The sequence below is a fragment of the Brevundimonas vancanneytii genome (genome assembly GCF_901421975.1).
Taxonomy (GTDB): Bacteria; Pseudomonadota; Alphaproteobacteria; order Caulobacterales; family Caulobacteraceae; genus Brevundimonas; species Brevundimonas diminuta.
This window is the reverse complement of sequence record NZ_LR588407.1, coordinates 2,141,239-2,167,343: the sequence shown is the minus strand read 5'-3', so window position 1 is coordinate 2,167,343 and position 26,105 is coordinate 2,141,239. Positions and strand designations below refer to the sequence as shown.

Genomic DNA, 26,105 nt, shown 5'->3' with positions numbered 1-26,105 from the left:
AAGGCAATCTGTTATAAGGTTCGTCCGAAAGGGCGTTTTTGCGCCATATCGTCACGCCCTGAGGCTGCTCGCCGAACGGATCATGGCTCGGGCGCATGGGTGGGTGTCCGGGGAAGCGCGTCTGTCCGGCTCTTGCTCGATACTCCAAGCCATGAGAGAAGCAGAACGATAAATAATATACTATATACGTTGATAGCATGACGTTTCTTCCCCCCGCCGCCGGTCCCATCACTGCTGCTGAGCGGCGCGCTCGCATTCAGGCCTTGGCTGCACGGCTGACGGCGGAGGGGACGGCGGCGTTGCTTCTCGGTCCTACGGCGTCGCTACGCTATTATACCGGGCTGGACTGGCATCCTTCGGAACGGCTGACCGGGGCCTTGATCCACGCCGACGGTCGGGTGGAGTACGTCTGCCCCGGGTTCGAGCTGGACAAGGTCGCGGGATTGACGGCGGCGTCGAACGCCATCGCTGGCGACATCCTGACCTGGGAGGAGGAGGAAAGCCCCTACGTCCTGACGGCGGGGCGTTTGCCGGAAGGCGGCGTCCTGGCGGTCGACGATCAGGCGGCGACCTTCATTTGGCTGGGCCTCAGCCGAGCGCTCGGCGCGGAGCGAGTCATCGACGGCGGGCCGCTGATCCTGGCCCAGCGCAGCCTCAAGTCGCCCGCCGAGATCGCGTTGCTGACACGCGCCAAGGCCATCACGCTGGAGGTCCAGCGCCGCACCCGCCGCTGGCTGAAGGCAGGGGTCCGCACGTCTGAAGTCATGGCCTTCATCGACGCCGAACACCGCGCCCTGGGCGGAGAGGGCGGGTCGTGGTTCTGCCTGGTCTCCTTCGGCGACGACACCTGCCTGCCCCACGGCGGCGAGGGGGACCGCGCTCTGCAGGCCGACGATGTGGTGCTGATTGACACCGGCACTCTGGTCGACGGCTATCACTCGGACATCACCCGCACCTATGTCTTCGGCGAACCGACGGACGACTTCCGCCGCGTCTGGATGCACGAGAAGGAGGCCCAGGCTCGCGCCTTCGCCGCCGCCCGTATCGGCGCGCCGTGTCACAGCGTCGATGACGCCGCGCGGGGCTATCTGACCGGCCTCGGCTATGGCCCTGACTACCGTCTGCCGGGCCTGCCGCACCGCACCGGCCACGGCATCGGCCTGGACATCCACGAGGCGCCGAACCTGGTGCGCGGCGACGCCACGCCGCTGGCGCCCGGCATGTGTTTCTCGAACGAGCCGATGCTGGTCATTCCCGGCCGGTTCGGCGTCCGCCTGGAAGATCATTTCTACATGACCGAGAGCGGGCCGGTCTGGTTCACCGAACCGTCGCACAGCCTGGACGATCCCTTCGGAGAGGGCGCCTCTGCATGAGAACGCCGCAGCGCTGGGCGGTCATCGGCGGCGGCCTGGTCGGAACGGCGACGGCTCTCAGGCTTCAGGCGGCGGGTTTCGAGACGATTCTGATCGACCGAGGCGATCCGCGACGCGGCGCCTCCTTCGGCAACATCGGCCACATCGCCGCCGAGCAGTGCGAACCCATGCCCTCGGCCGCGACCTTGAAAAGCGCGTTCGGCCGCTTGTTCGCTTTCGGCGGTCCGCTGGATTTCCGGGCGCGAGACGTGGCGTCGTGGGGGCCGTGGGCGCTGCGATTCCTGGCGGCCTCTCGCCCGGCGGCGGCCGCGCACGGCGCCGAGATCCTGACGCGACTTCTCGATGATCCTCTGGGCGCCTGGACGCGGTTGGCGGTCCTGGCCGAAGCGCCGGACGGCCTGATCCGCCCGACTGGCCACGCGGTCGTCTGGTCCACGCCCGAGGCGGCGAGACGGGGCCTTGAGGCCTGGCGCGGCGCGCGCACGGGAAACGCCCGCTTCCGCCCCATGGAGACGGAGGAACTGGCCGCCTATGACGCGGTCCTGAAAGCGCGCCCTGCCGGGGGCATCCGCTTCACCGGCACGGGACAGGCCAGCGAACCCCAGAGCGTCCGCGACGCCCTGTCGATCGCCTTCACGAAGCAGGGCGGCGCATCCTTCAGGCCGATGTGCGCCGCCTGAGGCCCGTATTCCGACGGCGTCGAGATCGCTCTGGAAGACGGCGCGACCGTGGACGCCCAGCGGGTCGTTGTCGCGGCGGGGCGCCGTGGTCAGCGTCGCTGCTGGCGCCGCTCGGCGTGCGCGTTCCTCTGATTGGGGAGCGCGGCTATTCGGTCCAGTCCGCGCAGCATGATTGGGCCTGAAGCCTTGCCGGTTGACGGTGTTCGAAGATCGCGCCCTCGCCGTGGCGCGCTTCAAGGGGGGGCTGCGCGCCTCCAGCCATGTCGAGTTCGGTCGGCCGTCGGGCGCCGCCGGACCCACGCAAATGGCGTCAGATCGAGGGGCATGTGAAAGCGCTGGGCATCGCCTTCTCCGACGCGCCGGATCGTTGGTGCGGGCCGCGCCCTACCCTGGCGGATTATTTGCCAGCGATCGGCAGGCTGCAGGCTTATCCGGCCATCCACTACGCCTTCGGACACCAGCACCTGGGCCTGACCCTGGCCGCCGTCACGGCGGAGGCGATGGAGCAGATCGCCCTCGGGCGGCCGTCTCCAAAATGGATGGAGGCCTTGCGCATCGAGCGCTTCGGCTGATCAAAGCGTGCGATCAGGCCCGTGCGCCCTGGCGGGCGGGTCAGCTTGTCAGGAAGTAATGGCGGTGCTGTCAGTCTAGCGCTAAAGGTGCTCCACTTCGAAGGCTTCAAGCCATTGGTGGAGAAGGCGTTTTATGAAACCGCTATCGTTTAAGCGACATCGCTTTCCAGGCGAAGTGATCCGTCATGCCGTGTGGTTGTATTTTCGCTTTAATCTTAGCTTCCGCGACGTCGAGGAACTGATGGCGCAACGCGGAATCGACGTCAGCTACGAAAACGATCCGGTTCTGGACGATCAAGTTCGGGCCTCTGATTGCACGGCGGCTGAAGAAACGGAGAGTGCCCCCGACAGGCCGTTGGCATCTTGATGAGATGGTTTGCAAGATCGGCGGCCGACGCATGTATCTGTGGCGCGCAGTCGACGACGAAGGCGAGGTTTTAGACGTCATCGTCCAGCGTCGGCGGGACACAGAGGCGGCTTTGAAGCTGATCAAACGTCTTTTACGCAACCAACCTGTCGAGCCGGAATCCATCACAACGGATGGGCTGGCATCGTACGGTGCGGCGCTTGAGCAGTTGGAAACTGCGGCATCTTCACCGACCCGGCCGACTGCGAAATAACAACCGTGTCGAGAACTCTCATCTGCCGATCCGTCGACGAGAACGGCAGATGCAGCGGTTCAAATCCCAAGCCTCAGCCCAGAGATTTCTCACCACCCACGCAGCGATCTACAACACCTTCAACATCCAGCGCCATTTGATTAGCAGACCTACACTTCGTCGCTTTTCGCGTTGATGCGGATGCCGCATGGACGGCCGCTACCGTCTGATAGCGCGCAGGGTAGGGGTCTTTCAGCTTGGTTCAGTTAACCTGCAACACCCACCCCAGTTAACTTGTCAGTACCAAGCAGGACGCCTTTGCCTTAGGCGGCTGAGGTCAGACGCCTATTGTCGCGGACTGTCTTTGGATATGGCGAAGTGCAGCAGGGAAGACGAAGAAGCCTAATCGACGCAGATGGGAACGCGGCTCATCGTCATCGCTCCGCCACCGAACCCTGGTGTTGCGCGATTGACCCAGCGGACGTTTCGGCAGTTTTCGGCGCCGTCGCGCGACCTTGTCCTTTCTTGAGGCCGGGATTCGCCCCGCGCTCTGCGCGCCTGCTCGTCCAGCCAGCGATCTGCACTGGATTGGCCGTCTTGGAGTAGACGGCGCCGATACTCCCTCCTGTTCTGCGACCATACAGCCTGGCGTTCTGCAATGCTGAGAGTGCGCTCCGATGTCGGCGCCGAGGTGCCTCGGTGTTGCGAATAAGCTGGATAGGAAGTTGTGAGGGCGATCAGCGCCAGAGCTGCCGCTACGATTCTCTTTGTCACGATTTACGCTCTCCTATCTTGCGACGTACAAGGATGAACTGCGCCACGATAGCAGCTCGCGAAGGAATTTGTCGATCTTAGCCTGGTGCCGGCAGAACCACGACCTGCGCGCCGCCTTGGCGCAGGTCGAGGACGAGCTGGCCCCGGCGCGTTTGAACATCCGCAATCTGGCCGTCAGGCGGAGATCTTGGCGAGGAGAACGGCCAAGCGCAGCCGCGGCTGAGGTGCTGTTGCTTGCGTTGGGCGGAGCGGCGGGCTGGACCCTGCATGGCCGGAACAGCTCTCCGCCAGGCCGGGGCATCGACGCCTTGGCCCAGGAGGCGGCCGCCAGTTATGCCGTCTATGCCCCGGATCTTGAGCGACCGATCGAGATTCCGGCGTCGGACCTTGCTGCGTTGGATCAGTGGGTGTCCCGTCGCATTGGTCGTCCGGTACGGGCGCCGGACCTCAGTGGTTCCGGCTTCCGGCTGCTGGGCGGCCGACTGGTTGCGACGCCCAACGGGACGGCGGGTATGTTCCTTTATCAGGCCTAGTACGGCGCACGTGTCGCGATGCTCGTGCGGAACACCGGCATTCACCCGGAAGCGACCTGCTGGGAAAAAAGTGGTGACGCCCGCCGGCTACCGCGAGGCGGCTGGTCATCTGCAGGCCGCCTACGAGATGAGCGAAAGGCGGGCGTGCCGTGTGCTGGGCGTGGATCGGACGAGCGTGCGCTACCAGACGACGCGCCCGGACGACGGCGCCCTGCGCGACCGGCTGAAGGCCCTGGCTCAGGAGCGTCGCCGGTTCGGCTATCGCCGCCTGCACGTCCTGCTGCGGCGCGAGGGTCATGCGGTCAACAGGAAGCGGGTCCAGCGGATCTATCGCGAGGAGCGACTGACGGTGCGCCGGCGGGGCGGTCGGAAGCGAGCAATGGGCACGCGGCGACCACTAGACGTGCCGCTGGCGGCCAACCAGCGCTGGTCGCTGGACTTCGTCGCAGACCAGATGACGGACGGACGGCGCTTCCGCATCCTGACGGTGATCGATAACTGCACCCGCGAATGCCTGGCGCTGGTGGCCGACACCTCGCTGTCGGGTGCGCGGGTCGCGCGGGAGTTGGACGCCGTCATCCGGCAGCGGGGCCGGCCCGACACCATCGTCAGCGACAACGGCACGGAATACACCTCGAACGCGGTCCTGGCCTGGGCCGACGACACTGGCGTCGGTTGGCACTACATCGCGCCGGGCAAGCCCCAGCAGAACGGCTTCAACGAAAGCTTCAACGGGCGCCTGCGTGACGAGCTGCTGAGCGAGACGCTGTTCCGATCCCTGCCGCACGCCCGCGCGGTGCTGGAGGCGTGGCGACGCGATTACAACGAACGGCGTCCGCACTCGAAGCTCGGGTGCCCCCGTTCGCTAGGTTTGTGCCTTCATCGGGCTCCGACTTGTTCGCAGACTGACACAAGATCCCGCCAGTCAACGGCTGAGCCGTTTCCCTTGGCCTTCGGCCTCGGTGACAGTCGTGAAGCCTCTTGTGCCGCGTGCGGGAAGTCGGTCGCTGCGACCGGCGTAAGAGGTAAACTCGATGCAAGCACAACAAACCATCTCAGCGCCAGCCGTTGAAGTCCTGACCCGCGCCCAGCTCATCGCATCTCAGAACGATGCCTTCCGAAAGGCACTTGCTTCTACCGTTCACGATGGCGTCCGTCTCCAAGGGTTTTGCCTCACCACCCCCGGTTTCAACGCTCAAAGCTTCGTAGCTCGCGCAACCATTCTGGAAGCACTTCGGAACTTCGACGCCTTCACTGAAGGCGATGACCCCTATGGCCAGCATGACTTCGTTTCTGTTTCAGTCGCTGTTGCCGGTGGCAAACTGAATGTTCTGTTCAAGATCGACTATTTCTCCGGCTCTGACTGCTTCTACGGTAGTGACAATCCGGCTGACGATGAAGGCGAGGTTTTGGATGTCATCGTTCAGCGCCGGCGGGATACAGAGGCTGCGTTGAAGCTAATCAAGCGTCTTCTGCGCAATCAACCGGTTGAGCCCGAAAGCATCACAACGGATGGATTGGCATCTTACGGTGCGGCGCTCGATCTGTTGGAACTTCGGCATCTTCATCGCCCTGGTCGGCTTCGAGATAATAACCGCGCTGAGAACTCGCATCTGCAAATCCGACGACGAGAGCGCCAGCAGCAGAGGTTCAAATCCCAAGCTTCAGCCCAGAGATTTCTCACAGCCCACGCGGCGGTCTACAACACTTTCAACATCCAGCGCCATTTGATCAGCAGATCCACGCTTCGTCGCTTTCGCGTCGATGCTGATGCCGCTTGGGCGGCAGCTACTGTCTGAAAATGAGCAGGGAAGGGGGCTATCGACTTCGCTCAGTTAATCTGACAGCCCCACCTGACAGCACCCGGCTCAGGCCTCCTTGACCGCGATTTTCCTGACCTTGGCCTGGGCTTCGGGCGTTTGCGGCAGCTTGATCGTCAGAACCCCGTTTTTGAAGGATGCCTGCGCCTTTTCGCCATCCACACCGGGGGGGAGCGGGATTGTCCGGTAGATCGCGCCGTAGCTGCGCTCGGACAGGTAATACCCCTTTTTCTCCTCCTGGCGCTCGATCTTTTTCTCCCCCTTCACAGTCAACATGTCATCGTTGACCGTCACCTCGATGTCCTTCATCTCCATGCCCGGCAGCTCGATCGACACTTCGATCGCCTTGTCGGTCTCAACCATGTCGGATTTGGCTTCGCCGCTGCCCCAGGGCCATTCGAACTGACCGACCCGGTTCCAGAAGTTCTCGAACACATGGTTCATTTCGCGCTGGAGCGTCGCGATCGGGTTGTCTTCGCTGCTCTTGGCGTCTGGCGCGCCGTCCTTGCGCGCCCAGGGGATCAGGTCCTTGATCTGCATGATGGTGTCTCCTTCGGTTTTCAGGCGCCCTTGACGGCGATCCTTTTTGGCTGCGCTTCAGGGGCTCGGGGGAGCGTCAGGGTGAGGACGCCCCCGCGCATCTCGGCCTCGATCCTGTCGGGGTCGAAATCCTCGGAAAGCGTGAAGGCTTTCTCGAAATCACCCTCGCCATATTCGGCATAAGCAAGTTCCAGGTTTTCTGGCCGCATCGGCTCAACCTTGCCGCGGATCGTCAGCCCGCGGTTTTCGAGTGTGATTTCGACCGCACCGGCGGCGACCCAAGGCATTTCGATCATCATGGAGACACCCTGATCGGTCTCGCATATATCAGTCAGCGGGCGGTAGATGCGGCCGCCGCCGGCGGTCTCGGGCGCGTCGGTCGTCGTCTTTTCGGTGGCTGGCGTGATATCGGTGCTCATCGTTCCAGCTCCTCTCAGGCTGCCCTGATTGAATTCTCTTCGGCTTCTCCCCCTCAGGCCGGAAGATGACGATCCACAGTACGCCGTTCGCGGATCGAGCGCCAAGGCAAGAGATATCGATAATGAAACCGTTTCAGTTCTACGGCCACAATGATACGACGCAAGCATAATTCATACTAGCATTTCAATCTCCAGCGGCGTCTGATGGAGCTTCGCGACGACCAACAGAACCTTGGAGGTCAAACGATGATTGCATCCAACGACGCGTTGATCGGCGCGACGATCCATCGGGTCGCCCAGCACATCCAGCAGCGGATCGACGATGAAAGCCGTGAGCCCGGTCAGACGCGACTGTCGTGGATGGCAGCCGCCCATGTGGACGATTCCCGGGCCTCGCGACCAGCGACCTCACGGCGCGGCTGGAAGTCGGCAGTGCGACAGCCGGGCAACTCGTGGACCGCATGGCGCGGGGGCTGGGTCGAGCGGTCGCCGTCACCGAATAGTCGGCGGTCGCAGACCGTTGTGCCGACGAGAAAGACGCAAAAAATCTTGCGAGAACCAGAACCCTGACGAGCGCGTTGAAGGAAGACATCTGACCGGACCTATCAGTCGACGAGAGGCGTGTTCTTCTCGCACTTCTCGAATGCATACGTGCGCAGCTCTCACGCTAGAGGGAGCAAAATCGGCATGGAAAGGAAGACTGGATCTTACCGAGCAATCGGCGCAGGATCTCCTGCAACGAGAGACCCTGGACGAGCCCGATCTTGTGGCAATTGGGTCCAAGCTGAAACGAACGGAAGCGGTCGCTGCGTGACACTGTCACTGGCGCAGATGATCGGCGAACAACCCTGACTGGATAATGAAAACGGAGAAGGCGAATGGCAAACGGAGCTTGCGATATTTGCGGTCGCCCGGCGACGGCGCGCGTGCGCGCCTCGGTCAACGGCAGGGTTCAGAACATGGAGCTGTGCGATCAGCACTACAGCGAAATGGCGCGCCGGTCGGGGCGCAGTGCCTCGCCGCTTGAGTCCCTGTTCGGACGGCGTTCCCTTCTTGACGAATTCTTCGGCGAGAGCGGTTTCGGCAGCCTCTTTGGTGACAGTCCGCTGCGAGGCGGCACGCTCGGCTCTATGGGTGATGGCGATGACGCTGTCGTCGACGCCACTGTCGGCGAGGGCGCGCCGCTGCGTGGATCGCGGCGCGGCGGCGGACGCACCATCGCCGACCGGCTGAGCGAACAGGGCAACAAGCTGCTGCAGGATGCAGCACAGAAGGCCGGGGAATTCGGGCGCAGCGAGGTCGATACCGAACATCTGCTTCTGGCATTGACCTCGTCTGACGTCGTCAAGACGATCCTGGAACAGTTCAAGGTCGATGTGGACGATCTGCGGCGCCAGATCGAGAAGGAAGCGAAGCGTGGAGACGCCAAGACAGAAGGCGAAATCGGTGTCAGCCCGCGTCTCAAGGACGCGCTGAACCGGGCCTTCATCGCCTCGAACGAGCTTGGCCATTCGTATGTCGGGCCGGAACATCTGCTGATCGGGCTCGCCGAAGAGGGCGAAGGCCTCGCGGCGGCGATGCTGCGCAAGCTGGGGTTGACGCCGCAGGCGCTACGTCAGCAAGTGACTAAGGTGGTCGGCAAGGGTGTCGAGGAAGGCCGCGTCGAGACTCCGTCGAACACCCCCGATCTCGACCAGTTCAGCCGCGATCTCACCAAGGCCGCGCGCGAGGGCAAGCTCGACCCTGTGATCGGTCGCGCCCGCGAGATCGAAACGACGATCGAAGTGCTGGCCCGCCGGAAAAAGAACAACCCGGTGCTGATCGGCGAGCCCGGCGTGGGCAAGACTGCCATCGTCGAGGGACTTGCTCAACGGATCGTCGCGGGCGAAGTGCCCGAGGCGCTGCGCGACAAGCGGCTGGTCGAGCTCAACATCAACTCGATGGTGGCCGGGTCGAAGTATCGCGGCGAGTTCGAGGAGCGAGTCCAGAAGATCCTCAAGGAGATCACCGAGGAGAAGGACAGCCTCATTCTCTTCATCGACGAGATCCACACCATCGTCGGCGCCGGCCAGGGCGGCGGCGAAGGCGGTCTGGACATTGCCAACACCTTCAAGCCGGCGCTGGCGCGGGGCGAGCTGAACCTGATCGGCGCGACGACGCTCAACGAGTACCAGAAATACATCGAGAAGGACGCGGCGCTCGAGCGACGGTTCCAGCCGGTTTATGTGGACGAGCCCACGGTCGCACAGACGATCATGATTCTGCGCGGGTTGCGCGACACGCTCGAAAGCCACCACAAGGTGACGATCACCGACGAGGCGATCATCGCCGCCGCGGAGCTTTCGGATCGCTATATCACCGGTCGCTTCATGCCCGACAAGGCGATCGACCTGATCGACCAGGCCGCGGCGCGGGTGAAGATCTCGGCCACTGCGCGGCCCGTGGACGTGCAGGAGCTCGAAGCCGAGGTCGCGCAGATCAAGCGCGAACAGGACTATGCCGCAGCCCGCAAGCAATTCGACCGAGCAGCGGAACTGAAGAAGGAACTCGAGCAGAAGCAGAAGGAGCTTGACGAGCTTCTGGAGATCTGGAAGCGCGACCAGGCTTCGGCGACCGCCGAGGTGCGCGCCGATCATGTCGCGCAGATCGTCTCCAAGATCACCGGTGTTCCGGTCACGGAGTTGACCGCCGAGGAGAAGGACAAGCTCCTGAAGCTCGAGGAGAAGCTGCACGAGCGCGTCATTGGCCAGGAAGAAGCGATCCGCGCCGTGGCCGATGCGGTGCGCCTGGCGCGTGCGGGTCTGCGCGAAGGTTCCGGTCCGACCGCGACCTTCCTGTTCCTCGGGCCGACCGGGGTTGGCAAGACGGAACTGGCCAAGACGCTCGCCGAGGTAATCTTCGGCGATCAGGACGCGATGATCCGTATCGACATGTCGGAGTATGGCGAGCGCCACTCGGTTGCCCGGTTGGTTGGCGCACCTCCGGGCTACGTCGGATACGACGAAGGCGGGCAGCTGACGGAGAAGGTGCGCCGTCGGCCCTACTCGGTCGTGCTCCTCGACGAGATCGAAAAGGCGCATCCCGATGTCTACAACATCCTGCTTCAGGTTTTCGACGATGGCCGCCTGACAGATGGCAAGGGCCGCGTGGTGGACTTCACTAACACCATCATCATCGCCACCTCGAACCTCGGTTCGGACATCATCCAGCGCAACCTCACGAAACGCGGCAGCAGGGAGTTCGACGAGGCCAAGCAGAAATCCGAACTGATGGAGGTGTTGCGCGGTCATTTCCGGCCAGAGTTCATCAACCGGATCGATGAGATCATCGTCTTCCATTCGCTGAACCAGTCGGAGATCCGCCAGATCGTCGAGTTGCAGCTGAACCGGGTGAAACGGACCGCCCTCGGCCAGGGCGTCGAACTCGAATTCGATGTGAGCGTCGTGGATCACTTCGGCGCGGTCGGCTTCCGCCCCGAATTCGGCGCCCGCGAGCTGCGCCGGCTGATCCGGTCGGAGTTGGAGACCGAGTTGGCCCGCGAGATGCTCTCCGGGCGGATCGAGGATGGTGACAAGGTCCGCGTCGCCTGGTCGGAAGACGAACAGAGGGTCGTGTTCGAAAAGATCATAAAGGACACCGGTGACGACAGCCCGGACGATCAGGCCAAGGCCGGGATCGAGGAGCCCAGCGAAGTTGCCGAAAACAAGACGGACGTTCCAAAGCCCAGCGTTGAGGATGAGGTGCAGTCCAAGGACGACAAGTCCGCCGAGTGACAGCGCAAAAGACTGGCCCGGCGCGATATCGGTCGCGCCGGACCATCTCTTCGGGAGCTATAGGAAGGTCCACGGCATGAACGTCATTAGATCATTCCGCAATCTCGACCGGCACGGCCAACAGCGCGCGCCTGAGGTCATCGAGGAGGAGGTGCGGCAACTTGAACCGCACCTTGCGCGCTTTCGCGAGGATCTGGTCCGGCTCGAAGTCGTTGCCTCGCAGACGAGGGGCAAGAAGCGCATCAAAATCAGCCTGCGCCTGCAACTGCCGTCGGGCGTGATCGCGGCGCGGGAAGAGGGATTCGAGATCGAGCCTGTCCTGCGCAAGGCCTTTGCCGACCTGCGCCACCAGGTCGATCGGCATGTGGCGCGCCTCAAGCACGAGCCTGAATACAAGCGTCCCGCCCGCCGGCGCCGGATCGGCGCCCCGCTGCCGCCCGCGCGGGATGCGGCGGAAGCGGACCGGCGCCAGCTCTTCTTTGACCTGATCGAGGATCATCTCGATACGATCTATGACACCGTCAGGCGCGAGTTGACCTATCTCGAGTGTAGCGGGTCTGTGCCGGCTGGCTACCTGAGCGTTGGCGATATCGTCGATGCGACGATCCTCAACGGGCTCAACCGCTTCGAGCGGCGGCCGAACGAATTCTCCGTCCGGGACTGGCTGACGCAGCTGGCCTTCGAGACCGTCGAGGCCGAGGCGCAGGCTGCGCGCCGCGCGGTGCCCGAGGATGCCGCCTCGATCTACGTAGCGCCCGAGGCGCCTGCCGGGGAGCCTACCGAGTCTGATGAGGAGATGTTCGAGTTCTACCAGCCCGACGACGTGCTGCTGCTCGAGGAACTCGTCGCCGACGACGGCGGCACGGATCCTGAGACCGAAATGAGTCGTCATGATATCGCCGTGACGCTGCACCGGGCAATCGCCGATCTTCCGTCGGTCGAACGCCGCGTTCTCTATCGGCTCCACCTAGACGACGCCACGCTTGCGGAGACGGCGGACCTCCTCGGCCTTTCCGAAGCAGAGGTCGAAGAAATCGCCGAGAAGGCGGGCGAGACACTGCGCAGAAAGCTTGTCGAAGCGGGGTTGATCAGCGAGGCATCGGGGCGCGCGCCCATCGAACGGGAAATTGCCCTGACGCAGCGCCTGCCCCAGCCAGTCGAGTACCGGCGCCGCGTGGCTGCCGCGCTCGCCGGCGCGGAGACAAGCGCAGAAAACTGAGTTGAAACAGGAACAGGAGATGGACCAATGAGAACAGCCTATGAAAACCCGACCGACAAGATGCAAGACATGCTGTGCAGCCTGTCCCGGAATTGGTGGGCATTCGTGTTGCGCGGCGTGCTCGCATTGATCATCGCGGTGCTGGCCTTCGTCATGCCTGCGGAATCGCTTCTGGCGCTCACGCTGGTCTTCGGCGCGTTCGCCTTTGCCGACGGCGTGTTCGGCCTCGTCGCCGCGATACGTAACATCCGCAAGGGCAAACGCTGGGGCTGGCTGATGTTCAGCGGCCTCCTGGGGATCGCCACCGGCGTCGTCGTGGTTGTCTCGCCCTTTGTCGCGACGCTCGTGCTTGCGACATTCCTCTGGGCCAGCATCGCATTCTGGTCCGTGTTCTCCGGCGTCCTGGAAATCGTGGCGGCGATTCGCCTGCGCAAGGAAATCAAGGGCGAAATCTGGCTCATCCTGAGCGGCCTTCTGTCCGTCACCCTGGGGGTCTTAGTGACCTGGATGCTGCTGACGCGCCCGCTCGAAAGTTTTCTTGCGCTTGGCTGGCTTCTTGGCTTTTACGCCGCCTTCTTCGGAGCAATGATGCTCATGTTGGGCCTGCGGCTGCGCCGCGCCAATCACACGGAGCACGACAAAGGTCCCGAAGCCAACCAAGCCGTAGGCACATGACTCGCGGAATGACGACCGGGCGGCCCATCGGCAACGAGGATGATTTTACTCGATGGGACGAGACAATCTTTGACCGCTGTCTAAAGGCTGGTTTCAATCCTTTCGGCAGCGGTCCGACGCCGGTTTTCCCGCAGCCGAGTGGCGAAGAACAAAGCTGCGAGAAGCCCAATGTTCGGCTGAGGGCAGATTGCAAAGAGGACGATCGCCAATGAAGTACAGCCTGCGCGATCTTGCCTACCTAGTTGTCGCCACCTCGTTTGGGGTCGGCATCTATTTTATGTTTCGCGCAATGTATATGTCGGAAGAGCCTCTGCCGTTTGCCCAAGAGGTGACGCTGGTCTTTCTGGGCGCCGTCGTCACGATCGCTCTTACCGCCGCTCTCCTCAATCGTCAGACAGAACTCGAGCTTCGGAAAGAAGGAAGGGTTATCATCCTTCAGCAGCAATGCGATATATACATGTCGTGCATAGAAAAGGTCGCGGAAATTGTCGAGAACGCAAAGCATGAGGCCGGGCTGATCGATGATCTGAGGGTTCTCAATCATAAGCTTGCGGTGGTAGCCAGCGAAGAGGTTGTGATCCGCTTTGAGGTCGTTCTCGACGCCCTGTTGTCCGGCTTTGCGGACGGCGCGCTTTCCGAAGCTGACGGCGAAAAGGTGATGCAGTCCGTTGCCGATCTGACAACGGCAATGCGATCTGACAACGGCAATGCGATCTGACGTCCTCCAGAACACGGCCTTGACCTCAACGAATGCGGCGAGCGCCATTCGCCGCAACTCGACGCGAATGGAGAAACTTGACGATCTCAATTTTGGAGCGGAGCTCGCAAAGATTAAGAAGGAGAAACGTCATGATGCGCGGCCATAACCGCCCGCCCTTTCCGCCGACGATACCCGGGACCAACATGAGGTCTTGGGACGTTCCGACCGCGATCATTTACCGGCCGGCTCGTTCCGCGATGACGTCGGCGCCGCGGCCCAACTACTGGATACTGGAATTCGAGCCGTCTCGACCCCTGCAGGTCGAGCCGCTGATGGGATATACCTCCAGCAACGATCCCTACCGTTCGATCCGGCTGAAATTTCCCGACCGCGAAAGCGCCGTGGAATTCGCGGAGCGGCAGGACTGGCGCTATTTCGTGCGTGAGGATGTGGCTCACCGGCATGCGCCTGACCGCTGGCGGGGAGAGGAACGGCATCGACTCCACAAGGGAGCCGATGCGCCGGAAGCCTTCCGCATCTCGTCCCGCGTGGATCACGGTCGCTCGGATCACCGCCTCCGGCGCGCGGTCGAGCAGAAAGGCACGGTGGACCTGTCGTCGCAAGAACAGGCCGAATTCGATCCGGTGCTCGAAGCCTCGCTCGAATCCTTCCCGGCCTCCGATCCCCCAGCCTGGACGGGCGGGACGATCGCCGGGAAAAAGTAATGAACGCAATGGCCAGCGCGAGCGAGGATCTGCCGCTTGTTTCCCGACCTTGACAGAGTCGCGCGCGGCTATTGGCCTTCCCTGCGCCATGCCATCAGGAGAAGAACGTGCATGGAGTGACCGGATTTGTCGAAAGCGCGGCCTTGTTGGTCTTTGCCGCGTTCGTGCTCGTGACGATATGTTCACGGATCGGCGTGCCCAGCATTGTCGGTTACATTCTTGCCGGTATAGTCATTGGACCCGCCGGCCTCGACCTGATTGCCGAAAACGCTGCCCTTAGCAGCATTGGTGAGATCGGAGTGGTGCTGCTGCTGTTCTCGCTCGGCCTGGAATTCTCGTTCGAGAAGCTCGTAAGGCTCAGGAAGCATGTCTTCGGTCTTGGAGCCGTGCAGGTTGCAGTCACGACGATAACGGTGTCGTTGATAGCGAGTCTGATCTTCGATCTCGCGCCCGTCCCCGCAATCCTCATAGGCGGGGCCGTTGCCATGTCATCCACGGCCATGTGCCTCAAGGTGCTCGCAAGCGCGAACGCTCTGGGATCGGCCCAAGGACGCCTGGCCATTGCGGTGCTTCTGTTTCAAGACTTGGCAGCTGTCGCATTCCTGCTTCTGCACGATTCGATGAGTGGAGCCGCCGAAGGGTATGGCGTGATAACGGTCGTCGCCAGTGCAACGGCATTGGTTGCAGCTCTGTTCATTGCCCGTGGCCCGTTGCAGCTGCTGGCCCGTTGGGTAGCGTCGCGTGGCGATCCGGAACTTGCCCAGCTTCTCGCGCTCACCATTGTACTAGGGGCTGCGACTGTCGCGGCCACCTCCGGTCTTTCTCCAGCGCTCGCTGCATTCGCGGCCGGGATGATCATCGGTGAGGGTGACGCGCGCCATGCTGTCGAGAATGAGATCCGGCCTTTCCGCGATTTGTTTGTGGGGATTTTCTTTGTCGGCATCGGAACGCAATTGCCACTTTGGATCATCCCGTATGCGTGGCCAGTCGTGCTGAGCTGGCTCGCGATCATTTTTGCGGGCAAGGCGGTGATCGTTTTGGTTGTCGCCCGAATATTCGGCGAGTCGCTTCAGACCTCATGGCGGACTGGGATAATCCTGGCCCACGGAGGAGAATTCAGCCTGATGCTGCTGTCGGTTTCCTCGTCATCGGGCATTGTTGCGGAGGAATTCGCTGGTCCATTACTCCTCGCGATTGGCATGAGCATGCTGGCCGGGAGTGTAATGGTCAGATGGGCAGGACTGAAGGTTTAGGCTCAGGACTCATAGCCAAAAGAGCACTGTAGCGGCGAGGGCTATGGCGGAGAGGAAGACGTTCGGGCACCGATCATAACGCGTGGCAACGCGTCGCCAGTCTTTCAGGCGACCGAACATGATTTCGATGCGGTTGCGTCGTTTGTATCGGCGCTTGTCGTAACGAACAGGTTCGTTGCGTGTTTTGCGTCCAGGAATGCAGGGCGTGATCCCCTTGGCTTCCAAGGCGTCCCTGAACCAATCCGCGTCATAGCCCCTATCGCCAAGTAGCCACTGGGCTCGGGGCAGACTATCCAGAAGAGCCGCCGCACCGGTGTAGTCGCTGACCTGACCAGCCGTCACAAACAGGCTGATAGGGCGTCCATTCGCATCGGTGACGGCGTGCAGCTTGGTATTCATCCCGCCTTTGGTCCGTCCGATCAGTCGCCCGAGGCCCCCTTTTTTACCCGCAGGCTCGAAGCCGTGCGGTGCGCCTTTAGATAGGTGGCATCGATCATGACGGTCCGGCGTTCGGCCTGTGTGCCAGACAGGCCCTCCATCATCCGAACGAAGACGCCAGCCTCGCTCCACCGCTTCCAGCGATTGTAGAGCGTCTTGTGAGGCCCGTAGGCTGCCGGCGCATCCCGCCAGCGCAGGCCGTTGCGGTTGACGAAGATGATCCCGCTCAACACTCGCCTATCATCCACCCGAGGTTTGCCGTGGCTCTTGGGGAAATAGGGCTCCAGTCGAGCCATCTGCTCGTCCGTAAGCCAATTGACGTGCCCCTGAGTTTTCATCCAGCGGCGACCAGAGTCCTTGGGTTAGTTACGCCTCGTAGCGTGGGGTGAGCAACAGGCCGGACCGCGCAGCTTTCATCCTGCGCAGCGGGTCGGCCTGTTGCGGTCAGACTGGCGGCAAAAGCCTCCGGGGTGAGGTAGCCGATCGATGAGTGCGGCCGGCGGGTGTTGTAGTCCAGCGCCCAGGCGGCGACCTTCTGGCGGGCGTGGTCGAGGCCGAAGAACAGGCTTTCGTTCAACAGTTCGTCGCGCATGCGGCCGTTGAAGGATTCCACAAACCCGTTCTGGGTCGGCTTGCCCGGCGCGATGTAGTGCCAGTCGACGCCATGATCCTGCGCCCAGGCCAGGATGGCCGTGGACGTGAACTCCGTGCCGTTGTCGCTGACGATCATGGCAGGACAGCCCCGCCGAGCGATCAGCGCTGTCAGCTCACGCGCGACGCGGCGTCCCGAGATCGAGGTGTCGGGGATCGCCGCCAGGCACTCGCGGGTGACGTCGTCGACCACGTTGAGAATGCGGAAGCGGCGGCCCGTGGCGAACTGGTCGTGCACAAAGTCCAATGACCAGCGGGCGTTCGGCCTGGCCTCGACCAGGATCGGCGCCCGTGTGCCGATGGCGCGACGACGGCAACGACGCTTACGCACCGTCAGGCCTTCCTCGCGATAGAGCCGGTAGATCCGGTTCTTGCCCGAGGGTTCTCCCTCACGCCGCAGCAGCACGAACAGCCGCCGATAGCCGAACCGTCGCCGCTCGACAGCCAGGGCGCGCAGCCGCTCCCGCAGCGCCGTGTCCGGCTGTCGGCAGGAGCGATAGCGCACCGACTTACGGTCCGCCTTGATGATGGAGCAGGCCCGTCGCTCGCTGACGCCGAACGCCGCCTTCAGATGGGCGACGGCCTGGCGCAGCGCCGCGGGCCCTACCACTTTTTTGACAGCAGATCGTTCAACGCGGCTTTGTCGAGCATGGCGTCGGCCAGCAGGCGCTTCAGCTTTCCGTTCTCGTCTTCCAGGGCCCGGAGGCGCTGGGCGTCCGACACGCTCATCCCGCCGAACTTGGCCTTCCAGGCGTAGATCGTGCCCTCCGACACGCCGTGCTTGCGCGCCAGCTCGCCCGCTTTGGCGCCGGCCTCGTTCTCCCGCAGGATCCCGATGATCTGCTCTTCCGTGAATCTCGCTCGTTTCATTCCGTCCGTCCTTTCAAGGGCCGGACTCTAGCTCCGCGTGGAGGAAATTCTCAGGGGCACGTCAACCTGCCCATCATAGGTATACAGTCGCACGTCCATTTTGCGCCTCTGGGGTGTCTCGTCGATCTTGATCATGCGCTCGCTGGGGCGGACCAGCGTCTGGGCAACGTATCCGCCTCCCACGATCTCCGCCCAGACTCCTTTCGTCAGCTTGTCGCCACGATATACCGCCTTGCCACCATGTCCTCCTGTCGGCTTGAAGAACAGGTCGTTGCGGGATTTCCAAAGTGCATCAGCGTTGTCGGGATTGACCAGAACGGTGCGTGGAACGGCAGCAAGCCCGGCCCGAATCCCCGGGTCGACTCCCCATGCCTCAAGTGTCGCGGAATTCGAAAGAAGCGAAAGGTTGCGCTTGTCGGCAAGGAGCGCGTGGTTGTGCGGATTCGGCGTTACGACAACCGCGCCATCACGGTAGGATTCCTGCAATGCCTTGTGCTCGGGCTGATCAAAGGCGAAATCGGTGACCCGATTGTAAACGAGATCGATCGTCTTTCCGTCGACGCTGAGCCGACCATCGTCGTAGCTAAGGTGACCGGCGTCGGCGATGACCGCGTCTACCCCTCGTGCCGCCAAAACTTGCCGCGCGAGCACGAACTCGGGATAAAGGTACTGTTCCGGCGGATTGTCATCGATGATGGCGATGCGTTGTGGCGTGCCCGTTCCCCGCTGCCGAATCCATTCGTTCTGGAACATGCGAAACGCCGCGTCCTCGAACGATGGCAGCGCCGGGGGGATATCCATTTCGGCACAACACGCGCGCTGCGCCCTTGCAAGAAAGGCATTGAGAAATGCCCCGCCGGCGTTGGTATTGATCTCGATCAGCCGGGGGCCGTCTTCGCCAAGATGAAAGTCGTAGCCCATCAATGCCCCGATCGGACCGTGATCCGCCCGCGCGATTTCCGGCGCCCAGGAAAGGACCGCGGCTTTGTATGCCGCGAGTTGGGCGGTGGTCTCCACAGCCGCTGCGATGGCGCGCATCTCATCCACGGTGGTGGCCGAAAGGAACACCGGTACGTGCGAGAACAGATGGGCCTTGGGGCGGATGAACGTCTCGAAGAATGCCGGCTCACCGGCCTCGCGCTCCATCGCTTCGCGCAGCGATGGAAGGTCCAGTGTAACGCAGAAGCAGTTCTTGTTGAGTCGGTCCGTGCGGTCCTGAACCCGCTTCGATGAACTGGAGCCGGGATTGTTCATCGAGGGAAAACCCGAGGCGGCGCCAAGATCGAGCGCGCTTCAAATGCCGGTGCTGACATCTGTGGACGGCCCCTGCACTGCAAGGGTGAATCTGGTTTGAAGTGACGATCTGGGTGTTGCGGTCATCTGTCCGGCCTGTTTGTGCGGCGTCGATGGCCGCTGGCCCTGATGGAGTCCGCTGGACCAGGTCCCAATCAGGCTATCGAGCTCAAGGCTCCGACAGTACCTCGGGTTTTCCCAGCCTGCGGCCACTACCTGATCATCATCATCCCATATGCACCCTTCCAGTTCGGAGCTACAAACCAATGGTTCGCAGCAATCTCGGTTAAACCTTAGCGATAGGTCTGTAGGTCTCGCCTCGCGCCATTACCGCCCACGCAATCCGGGCGGTCTTATTGGCCATGGCTACGGTCACGACGCGGGATGGCCGACGCTCCAGTAACGCCTGGACCCAGCCAGCTGATGGCGTCACACCGGTTCGAGCACGCCGGATCACCGACGTAGCCCCGACCACGAGGAGCTTGCGCAGATAGCCATCCCTTCTTGGAGATTTGGCCCAACCGCTCCTTGCCACCAGATGAGTTTTGTCGAGGAACCAGTCCCAGGAAGGCAGCGAACTCACGACCGGATTTGAACAGTTTTGGATCGCTGATGCTGGCCGCCAGAGCGGTTGAAGTGATAATCCCGACTCCAGGAATGGTGGCCAGACGCTGGCTTGTCTCGTTCTCGCGATGCCAAGCCAGCAGTCGCCGCTCAAGCGTGCGTATTTGTACGGCCAGGGCATCAAGCTGGGCACCGAGCATCTGCATTGTCAGCACCGCCGCTTGCGGAAGCGTCGAAGGATGTGTCTCTCGCACCAACTGCAGGAGATCAGTGATCCGTCGCGCGCCCTGCGGGACGACGAGGCCGAACTCTGCGCAATGGCTACGGATGGCCCGGATCAGCGTGGTCTTCTGTCGAACCAGCAACTCCCTGGTCCGATGCAAGGTCAGGATCGCTTGACGCTCAGCGCTCTTGACCGGCACGAACCTCATCGTCGGACGCGTCACAGCCTCGCAGATTGCTTCAGCGTCAGCCGCATCATTTTTCTGGCGGCGGAGGTAGGCCTTTACATAACTCGGCGGCATCAACCGAACTTCGTGGCCCAAGGCAGAGAGTTCACGGGCCCAATAATGGGCGGTGGCGCACGCTTCCATGCCGATCAGGCACGGGGGTAAATCTCTAAAGAACCTCATGAGTTCAGAACGCCGCAGCTTCCGGCGAACAGTAACCTGTCCTTCGCTGCTAACGCCGTGAACCTGAAATACGCTCTTGGCGAGGTCGAGGCCGATCGTGGTAGTCATCATGGTGGACGGTTCCTGTTCTGTGGCCACATCAACAACGACCACACTATGGCGCACTCGACGCCGGACACAGGGGCCGTCCACCCCATCAGGCTAACGCTAAAAAGTCTCCACTTAGGTTGAAGGGTGGAGGTTTTCATGTCTGGCTTATCGTTCAAGCGTCACCGGTTTCCAGGATCGGTCATTTGTCAGGCTGTGCGTTGGTATTTTCGATTCACACTGAGCATTCGCGACGTTGAAGAATTGATGGCGGAACGCGGGGTTGAGGTCAGCCGCGAAGCTATCCGGTGTTGGGTGAATAAGTTTGGGCCAATGATTGCTGCGAACATTCGCCGAATTCGTAATCGTCCGACGGGCCGTTGGCATTTGGACGAAGCGGTTGTCAGGATCCGCGGTCGCCGAATGTATCTATGGCGTGCGGTCGATGATGAGGGCGAAGTGCTTGATGTACTGGTTCAAAAGCGACGCAACAAGCACGCGGCTTTGAAGTTGCTGCGGCGTTTGCTCCGCAACACAGGCGTTCATCCGGAAGCTATCGTGACGGATAAACTTGCGTCTTATCGCGCGGCGATGAAAGTCCTGAATCTTCAAGGGCGTCATCATCCAGGCGGGATGCGCGAGAACAATCGCGCCGAGAATTCTCACCTCGTTATTCGCCGACGAGAGCGAAAGCAGCAGAGGTTTAAATCGCAGGGTTCAGCCCAGCGATTTCTCTCCAGCCACGGCCCGATTTACAACGTCTTCAATCTTCAACCGCACCTGATTTCCCGATCTGGCCTTCGCGTGCTGCGAGGTCAGGCCGAAACCGCTTGGTCGGCAGCAACGCAAGGGGCCTGAAATCGGCAAGGGGAGGGCTGCTTTTGGCTCAATCCAGTTAACTTGTCAGCACCCAAACGGCGCAACCGCATAGAGATCATGTTTGGACGCCTGAAAGACTGGCGGCGGGTCGCAACCCGCTACGACCGCTGCCCGACCGTCTTCCTGTCCGCCATCGCACTCGCCGCTACCGTGCTCTTCTGGCTATGAGTCCTGAGCCTAGGTCGGCAGTTGACACAGTTCATCTTGATTGTCATTTGAGATATTATGTCTCAAAATCGTCGCCTCCGCAGTGATGTCCTGCGTTCAAAGGTTGCGCTGCTCGACGCTGCCGCACGCTTGTTCGCTGAGCAGGGCGTACATGCGCCGATAGAGCCGCTGGCGGATATGGCAGGGGTGTCGCGCGCGACCCTGTACCGGCATTTTCCGGATCGGCAGACCTTGCTGTTTGCCCTGTTCGATCGGCAGGTAGAGTCTTTCTTTAGCATTGGGGAAGGCCTCGAAAAGGGCGAGGTCCTGCTGGCTCTCATCCGCGAGATGGCCAATATCGCACGCGCGACGCCGGTCCTTTCCGATGCTTGGCGCGCTATTCCGCGCGACGATCCAGAGCTTATTGTCCGTCAAAACCTGCTGCGGGAGCATTTCAGAGAGCCGCTGGCGGATGCGCTGGAGGCGGGCACCGTAAGGGCCGATCTGACGCTTGATGATGTGTTGACGCTTGTCCGCATGGTCAGCGCCGGTAGCCGGTATGCCGACGCTCAGTCGGTCGACCGCATATTTGATCTCGCATTGAACGGTATGAGGTCGCGTTCATGACGTCCAAAACTAGGCGCTATGGCGACCCAATAGGCGAGACGCCGGATTGGGCTCCTCACGAGCGGCCCATGATCCCCGGTTCGCCGTCGACACCGGATATGCCCGCATCGCGCCGTGTGTGGTTCGCCTTTATCGGCCTGTTAATCGGCATAACTAGTGGCATCGGCTCTTCGATCGTGAGCGCCAATCTGCCGGCTGTTCAGGGCACCTACGGTCTGGATACCCGCCAGGGCGCTTGGCTCAGTGCCATCTATCCGATGTTCAACATCTCGATGAACCTGTTGCTGATCAAATATCGGCAGCAGTTCGGACTGGTGCGTTTTGCCAAGGTCTTCCTGTCGATCTATGCACTCGCGACGATCGCCAACCTGTTTGTCACCAGCTATCCGGCGGTGCTGGCGGTCAGGGCGCTGAGCGGCATCGCGGGCGCGTCCATGGGCGGCCTGTGCGTCATGTATATGATGCAGGGTCTGCCGCCCCAGCCCAAATACAAGCTTCCTGCTCTGCTGTTCGGGATTGGCGGCACCCAGATTGGTGCGCCCCTGATCTGGGTCCTTGGTCCGGAACTGCTGGATGCCGGCGGGATGCACTATCTGCTGCTGTTCCAGACGGCGATGGTCTTGCTGTGTCTGGCAGGGATCCAGTTGGTGCGTTTGCCGCCCGGTATGCGGATTGTTGCCTTCGAATGGCGCGATATCCCGAGCTTTATCTTCCTGGCTCTGGGCCTCGGAACGCTGGTCGCGGTGGCTACTGTTGGTCGTGTGGATTGGTGGCTGGATGCGCCTTGGGTGGGGCTGGCTATCGTTGCGGCCATCATCTGCCTCGCGACAGGTGCGGTGCTCGAGCACTATCGCGCGCACCCCATGGTCGATACGCGATGGGTGTTCACCTTCGACTTCTTGAACTTCTCGTTGTCGCTCATGCTGACGCGGGTACTGTTAATCGAACAGCCGTTCGGCGTGACCGGACTGGTGCAGACCGTGGGCCTCGGGCCTGACCAGACGCAGACCTTGTATGCCATCATTCTGGCCGCGACGGTAGCCGGCGTGCTCACCAGCGCCTTCGGTTTGATGCTCAACACCAAGCTGTTGCCGGTCATGCTGTTGCTGGCTTTGGTCCTGATTAGTGTGGCGGCCTTTAACGATGCGGGCGCGACGGTTGATACGCGGCCCGCAAATCTGTTCGTCACTCAGGCCATGATGGGTTTTGCGGCGGCCTTGTTCATGGGGTGCGCCCTTATCCTCGGCTTGGGTCGATTGCTGGCGCGCGGTCTGAACTCCGTCGTCACCTTTGCCATGATGTTTGGTGTCACCCAGATGTTGGGGGGCATTCTGGGCGGCTCACTGCTGGGGACCTATCAGTCCATTCGCGCCCTGCACCATGCTACCTATCTGGCCGAGGGCATTGTCGCGACCGACCCATCCAAGGCCCAGCTGCTGCAGATGTATTCCGGTGCCTATGGCGGCGTCATTGTAGACCCCGCGCTGCGATCGGCTCAGGGCATGGGAACGCTGGCCCAACAGATCACGCAGCAAGCCAACATCCTCGCTTTCAATGACGTCTTCACCATCATCGGCTGGGGGGCGATCGCACTGATCGTCATGAACATCTTCATGTTCATCGCCCTCGCCAAGCCAGAGCAAGCAAGCACAAGCCAATAACAGCAGCGCCTCTGGCGCCGTCGCTATCTGACGGAAATCACCAATGACCGATCAACCCCAAAACACCCCCACCCAGCCTTCCCCCCAGCCCGAGGACGAGGGTCTGGAAACGCTGACGCAAGTGGAAAGCAAGCCCAAGAATAAGGGCCTGCCCAAGGCCGCTATCATCACTGCGGTGCTGGCGCTGGCGGCGGTGCTGTTGGTGTTGTTTGTGTGGAAGCTTCCGCCCTTCAGTTCGCCGGTCGAGCGGACTGAAAATGCATATGTGCGCGGTCAGGTAACGGTCGTGGCACCACAGGTGAATGGCTACATCACCGAGGTGCTGGTCAAGGACTTCCAGAACGTGACCAAGGGCCAGCCGCTGTTCCGCATTGACGACCGCATCTATGCTCAGCGTCTCGAGCAGGCCAAGGCCAATCTGGCGTCGGCGGAGTCGCAACTCGCCAACTCGGCTCAGACCACGGCCTCGCGAGAAGCCACGGTGTCGGCCCGTTCTGCTGAACTGGCCTCTGCCCGAGCCGAACTGGCGCGCGCTCAAGCCGACATGGCGCGCGTAAGCGAACTGGCCGAGGATGGCTCTGTTTCCCTGCGCGAGCGCGATCAGGCCATGGCTACCTTGCGTACGGCGGAAGCCCGTGTGGGTCAGGTACAGGCCAATATCGAGGTCGCCCGCCAGGACGTCCGTGCAACAGGCGTTTCGCGTGGTGGCTTGGAAGCTGCTGTCGAGGCGGCACGCGCGGCCGTGCGACTGGCTGAAATCGACTTGGCCAACACGGTCATTGTCGCACCGGAAGCTGGCCAGGTGGGGCAGGTCGGTGCGCGTCTAGGCCAGTATGTCACCGCAGGAAGCCAACTGGTGTCGCTGGTCCCGCCGCAACTGTGGGTCATTGCCAACTTCAAGGAACGTCAGGTTGGCAAGATGCTCGCCGGTCAAAAGGTGACCGTCACTGTGGACGCCCTCGGCGACCGTGAGTTCACGGGGCGCATCGAGAGCATTTCCCCCGCCACCGGTTCGGAGTTCGCCGTGCTTCCTGCCCAGAATGCGACGGGCAATTTCACCAAGATCTCGCAACGTCTGCCGTTACGGATCTTGCTGGATAGCGGCCAACAAGGGCTTGATAAGCTGCGGCCGGGTCTGTCGGTCGTCGCGCGGGTGGATACCGCTTCGGCGAGGGAGAGCCGCTAATGCGCCAGCTTCTTTTGATGGGGGCGGCATCGTTTGTGTTGGCCGCTTGCGCCACAAGCCCTTCGCCCGTGCCCGAGGCCGCTATACCCGAAGTGCCCACGCAATGGCGTGAAGCGTCGCAAGGTGAGGCTTCTGTCTCGGCCGAGTGGTGGCATGCCTATGGCGATCCGCAACTGTCAGCGGCGGTTGAGGCTGCGCTGGCGGGTAATATCGATATTGCTGTGGCCGAAGCCCGCATCCGCGAGGCCGAGGCCTTAGCGGTGCAGGCGCGCTCGGCCCTGTTGCCGTCTCTTGATTTGGCTATGGGCGGTCAGGATGGCCGTAGCCTCAGCGCCTTTGGGATGCCGTCCGAAGTGGCGAACGGATCGGTCCAGCTACAGGCCGCCTATGAGGTCGATCTATGGGGACGCGTCCGCAATGGCGATGCCGCTGCGCGAGCCAGCCTTCAGGCCAGCCGCTATGGCCGCGATGCCATTCAGCTATCGATCTCTGCGGCGACGGCGCGGGCCTACATCACGCTCCTATCGCTCGATGCCCAGTTGGAGATCGCTCGTAATACGCTGGCTTCGCGCGATGAGGCTCTGCGGGTTGCGACGCGTCGTGCCGAAGTCGGCACCACTTCTCGTCTGGAACTGACGCAAGCCACAGCAGAGCAGCGGGCGGCTGCGCGTCAGGTACCGGCACTGGAGTTGGCCGTAACGCATCAGGAAAACGCGTTGCGCTTGCTGACCGGGGCTGCGCCCGGTCCAGTACCGCGTGGGCGTTTCGAATATCTGGAACTCGTTCATCCGCAAGCTGGGATGCCATCGAGTTTGCTGGCCCGTCGTCCTGACATTGCACAAGCAGAAGCCCAGCTTCTGGCCGCCGATGCCTCGCTGGCTTCGTCGAAAGCTTCCCTGTTGCCGCAAGTGCGCCTGACAGCATCGTTGGGCGAATTGGTGGCCGAAGGGATTGATCCTCTGACTGTATGGTCGTTGGGGGGCAGTGTTCTGGCACCGTTCTTCAATCATGGCCGCCTAGCTGCGGGCGTCGATGCGTCTCAAGCGCGGCGCGATCAGGCCGCTTTCGCCTATCGCAAGACGGTCCTGACGGCCTTTTCCGAGGTTGAAAACACCTTGGCCGGTATCGACCGTCTGCAACGTCAGGCCGCCGAAGCCGAAGTCCAGCATCAAGCGCTTGTTGAAGGGCTGCGCCACGCACGAAACCGATACCGTGCGGGCTATGCTTCATATCTTGAAGAACTGGATGCCCAACGCGGCTTACTGAACGTCGAACTGAGCCTTGTACAGCTTCATGAAAGCCGTCTGCTCAACTCGGTATCTCTCTACCAAGCACTCGGCGGTGGATGGGTGGCGGCAAACTGATGATCGCTTTCCGGACAAGACCCGAGGTAGGCGTCCTACGCAGGCCTTTAG

21 protein-coding genes and 7 pseudogenes are annotated in these 26,105 nt (G+C 62.0%); 20 read left to right on the top strand and 8 right to left on the bottom strand.

All coding sequences use genetic code 11. From position 1 onward, the window contains the following. The first annotated feature begins 197 nt into the window (after nt 1–197). The 8 genes and pseudogenes from FGL25_RS10810 to FGL25_RS17565 form a co-directional block, all read left to right on the top strand. Complete coding sequence (locus tag FGL25_RS10810; protein WP_138141677.1) at nt 198–1,373, top strand: M24 family metallopeptidase; 1,176 nt, start codon at nt 198–200, stop codon at nt 1,371–1,373. Further along, the gene (locus FGL25_RS10805; RefSeq protein WP_138141676.1) at nt 1,370–2,053 is read left to right on the top strand and encodes an FAD-dependent oxidoreductase; all 684 of its coding nucleotides are present in this window, start codon (nt 1,370–1,372) and stop codon (nt 2,051–2,053) included. Before FGL25_RS10810 ends, FGL25_RS10805 begins: the two co-directional genes overlap by 4 nt. Before the next feature lie 260 nt (nt 2,054–2,313). After that, a complete protein-coding gene (locus tag FGL25_RS10800; RefSeq protein WP_138141675.1) occupies nt 2,314–2,625 on the top strand; it encodes an FAD-dependent oxidoreductase in 312 nt (103 codons plus the stop codon). A 133-nt stretch (nt 2,626–2,758) separates the two neighbouring features. After that, nucleotides 2,759–3,454 (top strand): annotated as a pseudogene (locus FGL25_RS10795) (IS6 family transposase). A 612-nt stretch (nt 3,455–4,066) separates the two neighbouring features. Further along, nucleotides 4,067–4,531 (top strand): hypothetical protein, encoded by a 465-nt coding sequence (locus FGL25_RS10790; protein ID WP_138141674.1) that lies wholly within the window; start codon nt 4,067–4,069, stop codon nt 4,529–4,531. Nucleotides 4,532–4,592: 61 nt separating this feature from the next. Beyond that, nucleotides 4,593–5,384, top strand: a pseudogene (locus tag FGL25_RS10785) (IS3 family transposase); the annotation flags it as partial. A 181-nt stretch (nt 5,385–5,565) separates the two neighbouring features. After that, a pseudogene (locus tag FGL25_RS17570) lies at nt 5,566–5,916 on the top strand (DUF3768 domain-containing protein); the annotation flags it as partial. A 6-nt stretch (nt 5,917–5,922) separates the two neighbouring features. Further along, nucleotides 5,923–6,330 (top strand): annotated as a pseudogene (locus FGL25_RS17565) (DDE-type integrase/transposase/recombinase); the annotation flags it as partial. Nucleotides 6,331–6,399: 69 nt separating this feature from the next. On the opposite strand, the gene FGL25_RS10775 reads toward FGL25_RS17565, so the two are convergent. The 3 genes from FGL25_RS10775 to FGL25_RS16970 form a co-directional block, all read right to left on the bottom strand. Further along, the gene (locus FGL25_RS10775) at nt 6,400–6,891 is read right to left on the bottom strand and encodes an Hsp20/alpha crystallin family protein (protein ID WP_087141226.1); all 492 of its coding nucleotides are present in this window, start codon (nt 6,889–6,891) and stop codon (nt 6,400–6,402) included. 20 nt (nt 6,892–6,911) lie between these two features. Further along, nucleotides 6,912–7,310 (bottom strand): Hsp20/alpha crystallin family protein, encoded by a 399-nt coding sequence (locus FGL25_RS10770; protein WP_087141225.1) that lies wholly within the window; start codon nt 7,308–7,310, stop codon nt 6,912–6,914. A 171-nt stretch (nt 7,311–7,481) separates the two neighbouring features. Next, entirely contained in the window at nt 7,482–7,685 is a 204-nt protein-coding gene (locus tag FGL25_RS16970) for a hypothetical protein (RefSeq protein ID WP_197733829.1), read from the bottom strand. Nucleotides 7,686–8,236: 551 nt separating this feature from the next. Between FGL25_RS16970 and FGL25_RS10760 the strand changes: the two genes are divergently transcribed. From FGL25_RS10760 to FGL25_RS10730, 6 genes are all read left to right on the top strand, one after another. Next, on the top strand, nt 8,237–11,083 hold the full coding sequence (locus FGL25_RS10760; protein WP_252970131.1) for an ATP-dependent Clp protease ATP-binding subunit: 2,847 nt from the start codon (nt 8,237–8,239) through the stop codon (nt 11,081–11,083). A 76-nt stretch (nt 11,084–11,159) separates the two neighbouring features. Continuing rightward, nucleotides 11,160–12,302, top strand: coding sequence for an RNA polymerase sigma factor (locus FGL25_RS10755; protein ID WP_138141672.1), 1,143 nt, complete (start codon nt 11,160–11,162; stop codon nt 12,300–12,302). 27 nt (nt 12,303–12,329) lie between these two features. Continuing rightward, nucleotides 12,330–12,977, top strand: a complete 648-nt coding sequence (locus tag FGL25_RS10750) for an HdeD family acid-resistance protein (protein ID WP_167493334.1) — start codon at nt 12,330–12,332, stop codon at nt 12,975–12,977. Between the two features lie 208 nt (nt 12,978–13,185). Then, nucleotides 13,186–13,695 carry a hypothetical protein gene (locus FGL25_RS10740; protein ID WP_197733828.1) on the top strand — a complete coding sequence of 170 codons (510 nt, stop codon included), beginning with the start codon at nt 13,186–13,188 and terminating at the stop codon, nt 13,693–13,695. Between the two features lie 131 nt (nt 13,696–13,826). Then, nucleotides 13,827–14,402, top strand: a complete 576-nt coding sequence (locus tag FGL25_RS10735; protein WP_167493333.1) for an NADH dehydrogenase ubiquinone Fe-S protein 4 — start codon at nt 13,827–13,829, stop codon at nt 14,400–14,402. A 116-nt stretch (nt 14,403–14,518) separates the two neighbouring features. After that, the gene (locus tag FGL25_RS10730) at nt 14,519–15,655 is read left to right on the top strand and encodes a cation:proton antiporter (protein ID WP_197733827.1); all 1,137 of its coding nucleotides are present in this window, start codon (nt 14,519–14,521) and stop codon (nt 15,653–15,655) included. 9 nt (nt 15,656–15,664) lie between these two features. Here FGL25_RS10730 and FGL25_RS10725 read toward each other — a convergent pair. The 5 genes and pseudogenes from FGL25_RS10725 to FGL25_RS10710 all read right to left on the bottom strand — a co-directional run bounded on the left by FGL25_RS10725 (nt 15,665) and on the right by FGL25_RS10710 (nt 20,214). Then, nucleotides 15,665–16,431 (bottom strand): IS5 family transposase gene (locus FGL25_RS10725; protein ID WP_138141670.1). Its coding sequence is split into 2 segments (ribosomal slippage): nt 15,665–16,101 and nt 16,101–16,431, totalling 768 coding nucleotides; the frame shifts between segments, so codons are not numbered across the junction. Further along, on the bottom strand, nt 16,428–17,495 hold the full coding sequence (locus FGL25_RS10720; protein WP_252970261.1) for an IS3 family transposase: 1,068 nt from the start codon (nt 17,493–17,495) through the stop codon (nt 16,428–16,430). Before FGL25_RS10720 ends, FGL25_RS10725 begins: the two co-directional genes overlap by 4 nt. Continuing rightward, a pseudogene (locus FGL25_RS18120) lies at nt 17,462–17,614 on the bottom strand (transposase); the annotation flags it as partial. The pseudogene FGL25_RS18120 and the gene FGL25_RS10720, both read right to left, overlap by 34 nt. Before the next feature lie 27 nt (nt 17,615–17,641). Further along, the gene (locus FGL25_RS10715) at nt 17,642–18,868 is read right to left on the bottom strand and encodes a hypothetical protein (protein WP_197733826.1); all 1,227 of its coding nucleotides are present in this window, start codon (nt 18,866–18,868) and stop codon (nt 17,642–17,644) included. 325 nt (nt 18,869–19,193) lie between these two features. After that, nucleotides 19,194–20,214, bottom strand: a pseudogene (locus tag FGL25_RS10710) (IS110 family transposase). A 135-nt stretch (nt 20,215–20,349) separates the two neighbouring features. Between FGL25_RS10710 and FGL25_RS10705 the strand changes: the two are divergent. The 6 genes and pseudogenes from FGL25_RS10705 (at nt 20,350) to FGL25_RS10680 (ending at nt 26,054) form a co-directional block, all read left to right on the top strand. Further along, nucleotides 20,350–21,048, top strand: a complete 699-nt coding sequence (locus FGL25_RS10705) for an IS6 family transposase (RefSeq protein WP_138141668.1) — start codon at nt 20,350–20,352, stop codon at nt 21,046–21,048. Between the two features lie 54 nt (nt 21,049–21,102). Next, nucleotides 21,103–21,237: pseudogene (locus FGL25_RS10700) on the top strand (transposase); the annotation flags it as partial. A 57-nt stretch (nt 21,238–21,294) separates the two neighbouring features. Beyond that, nucleotides 21,295–21,843 carry a TetR/AcrR family transcriptional regulator gene (locus FGL25_RS10695; protein WP_138141667.1) on the top strand — a complete coding sequence of 183 codons (549 nt, stop codon included), beginning with the start codon at nt 21,295–21,297 and terminating at the stop codon, nt 21,841–21,843. Nucleotides 21,844–21,911: 68 nt separating this feature from the next. Further along, entirely contained in the window at nt 21,912–23,504 is a 1,593-nt protein-coding gene (locus tag FGL25_RS10690) for an MFS transporter (protein ID WP_252970130.1), read from the top strand. A 43-nt stretch (nt 23,505–23,547) separates the two neighbouring features. Next, nucleotides 23,548–24,690 carry an HlyD family secretion protein gene (locus FGL25_RS10685; protein ID WP_138141666.1) on the top strand — a complete coding sequence of 381 codons (1,143 nt, stop codon included), beginning with the start codon at nt 23,548–23,550 and terminating at the stop codon, nt 24,688–24,690. Next, complete coding sequence (locus FGL25_RS10680; protein WP_138141665.1) at nt 24,690–26,054, top strand: efflux transporter outer membrane subunit; 1,365 nt, start codon at nt 24,690–24,692, stop codon at nt 26,052–26,054. The genes FGL25_RS10685 and FGL25_RS10680 overlap by 1 nt, the downstream gene beginning before the upstream one ends. Nucleotides 26,055–26,105 lie beyond the last annotated feature (51 nt).

What these genes read in the sequence shown, in the direction of transcription:
- FGL25_RS10685 (WP_138141666.1), top strand. Translation starts at nt 23,548, where the DNA reads ATGACCGATCAACCCCAAAACACCCCCACCCAGCCTTCCCCCCAGCCC.
- FGL25_RS10750 (WP_167493334.1), top strand. Translation starts at nt 12,330, where the DNA reads ATGAGAACAGCCTATGAAAACCCGACCGACAAGATGCAAGACATGCTG.
- FGL25_RS10805 (WP_138141676.1), top strand. Translation starts at nt 1,370, where the DNA reads ATGAGAACGCCGCAGCGCTGGGCGGTCATCGGCGGCGGCCTGGTCGGA.
- FGL25_RS10735 (WP_167493333.1), top strand. Translation starts at nt 13,827, where the DNA reads ATGATGCGCGGCCATAACCGCCCGCCCTTTCCGCCGACGATACCCGGG.
- FGL25_RS10695 (WP_138141667.1), top strand. Translation starts at nt 21,295, where the DNA reads ATGTCTCAAAATCGTCGCCTCCGCAGTGATGTCCTGCGTTCAAAGGTT.
- FGL25_RS10715 (WP_197733826.1), bottom strand. Translation starts at nt 18,868, where the DNA reads ATGAACAATCCCGGCTCCAGTTCATCGAAGCGGGTTCAGGACCGCACG.
- FGL25_RS16970 (WP_197733829.1), bottom strand. Translation starts at nt 7,685, where the DNA reads ATGGGCGGCTGCCATCCACGACAGTCGCGTCTGACCGGGCTCACGGCT.
- FGL25_RS10810 (WP_138141677.1), top strand. Translation starts at nt 198, where the DNA reads ATGACGTTTCTTCCCCCCGCCGCCGGTCCCATCACTGCTGCTGAGCGG.
- FGL25_RS10770 (WP_087141225.1), bottom strand. Translation starts at nt 7,310, where the DNA reads ATGAGCACCGATATCACGCCAGCCACCGAAAAGACGACGACCGACGCG.
- FGL25_RS10800 (WP_138141675.1), top strand. Translation starts at nt 2,314, where the DNA reads ATGTCGAGTTCGGTCGGCCGTCGGGCGCCGCCGGACCCACGCAAATGG.
- FGL25_RS10775 (WP_087141226.1), bottom strand. Translation starts at nt 6,891, where the DNA reads ATGCAGATCAAGGACCTGATCCCCTGGGCGCGCAAGGACGGCGCGCCA.
- FGL25_RS10740 (WP_197733828.1), top strand. Translation starts at nt 13,186, where the DNA reads ATGAAGTACAGCCTGCGCGATCTTGCCTACCTAGTTGTCGCCACCTCG.
- FGL25_RS10755 (WP_138141672.1), top strand. Translation starts at nt 11,160, where the DNA reads ATGAACGTCATTAGATCATTCCGCAATCTCGACCGGCACGGCCAACAG.
- FGL25_RS10680 (WP_138141665.1), top strand. Translation starts at nt 24,690, where the DNA reads ATGCGCCAGCTTCTTTTGATGGGGGCGGCATCGTTTGTGTTGGCCGCT.
- FGL25_RS10690 (WP_252970130.1), top strand. Translation starts at nt 21,912, where the DNA reads ATGATCCCCGGTTCGCCGTCGACACCGGATATGCCCGCATCGCGCCGT.
- FGL25_RS10705 (WP_138141668.1), top strand. Translation starts at nt 20,350, where the DNA reads ATGTCTGGCTTATCGTTCAAGCGTCACCGGTTTCCAGGATCGGTCATT.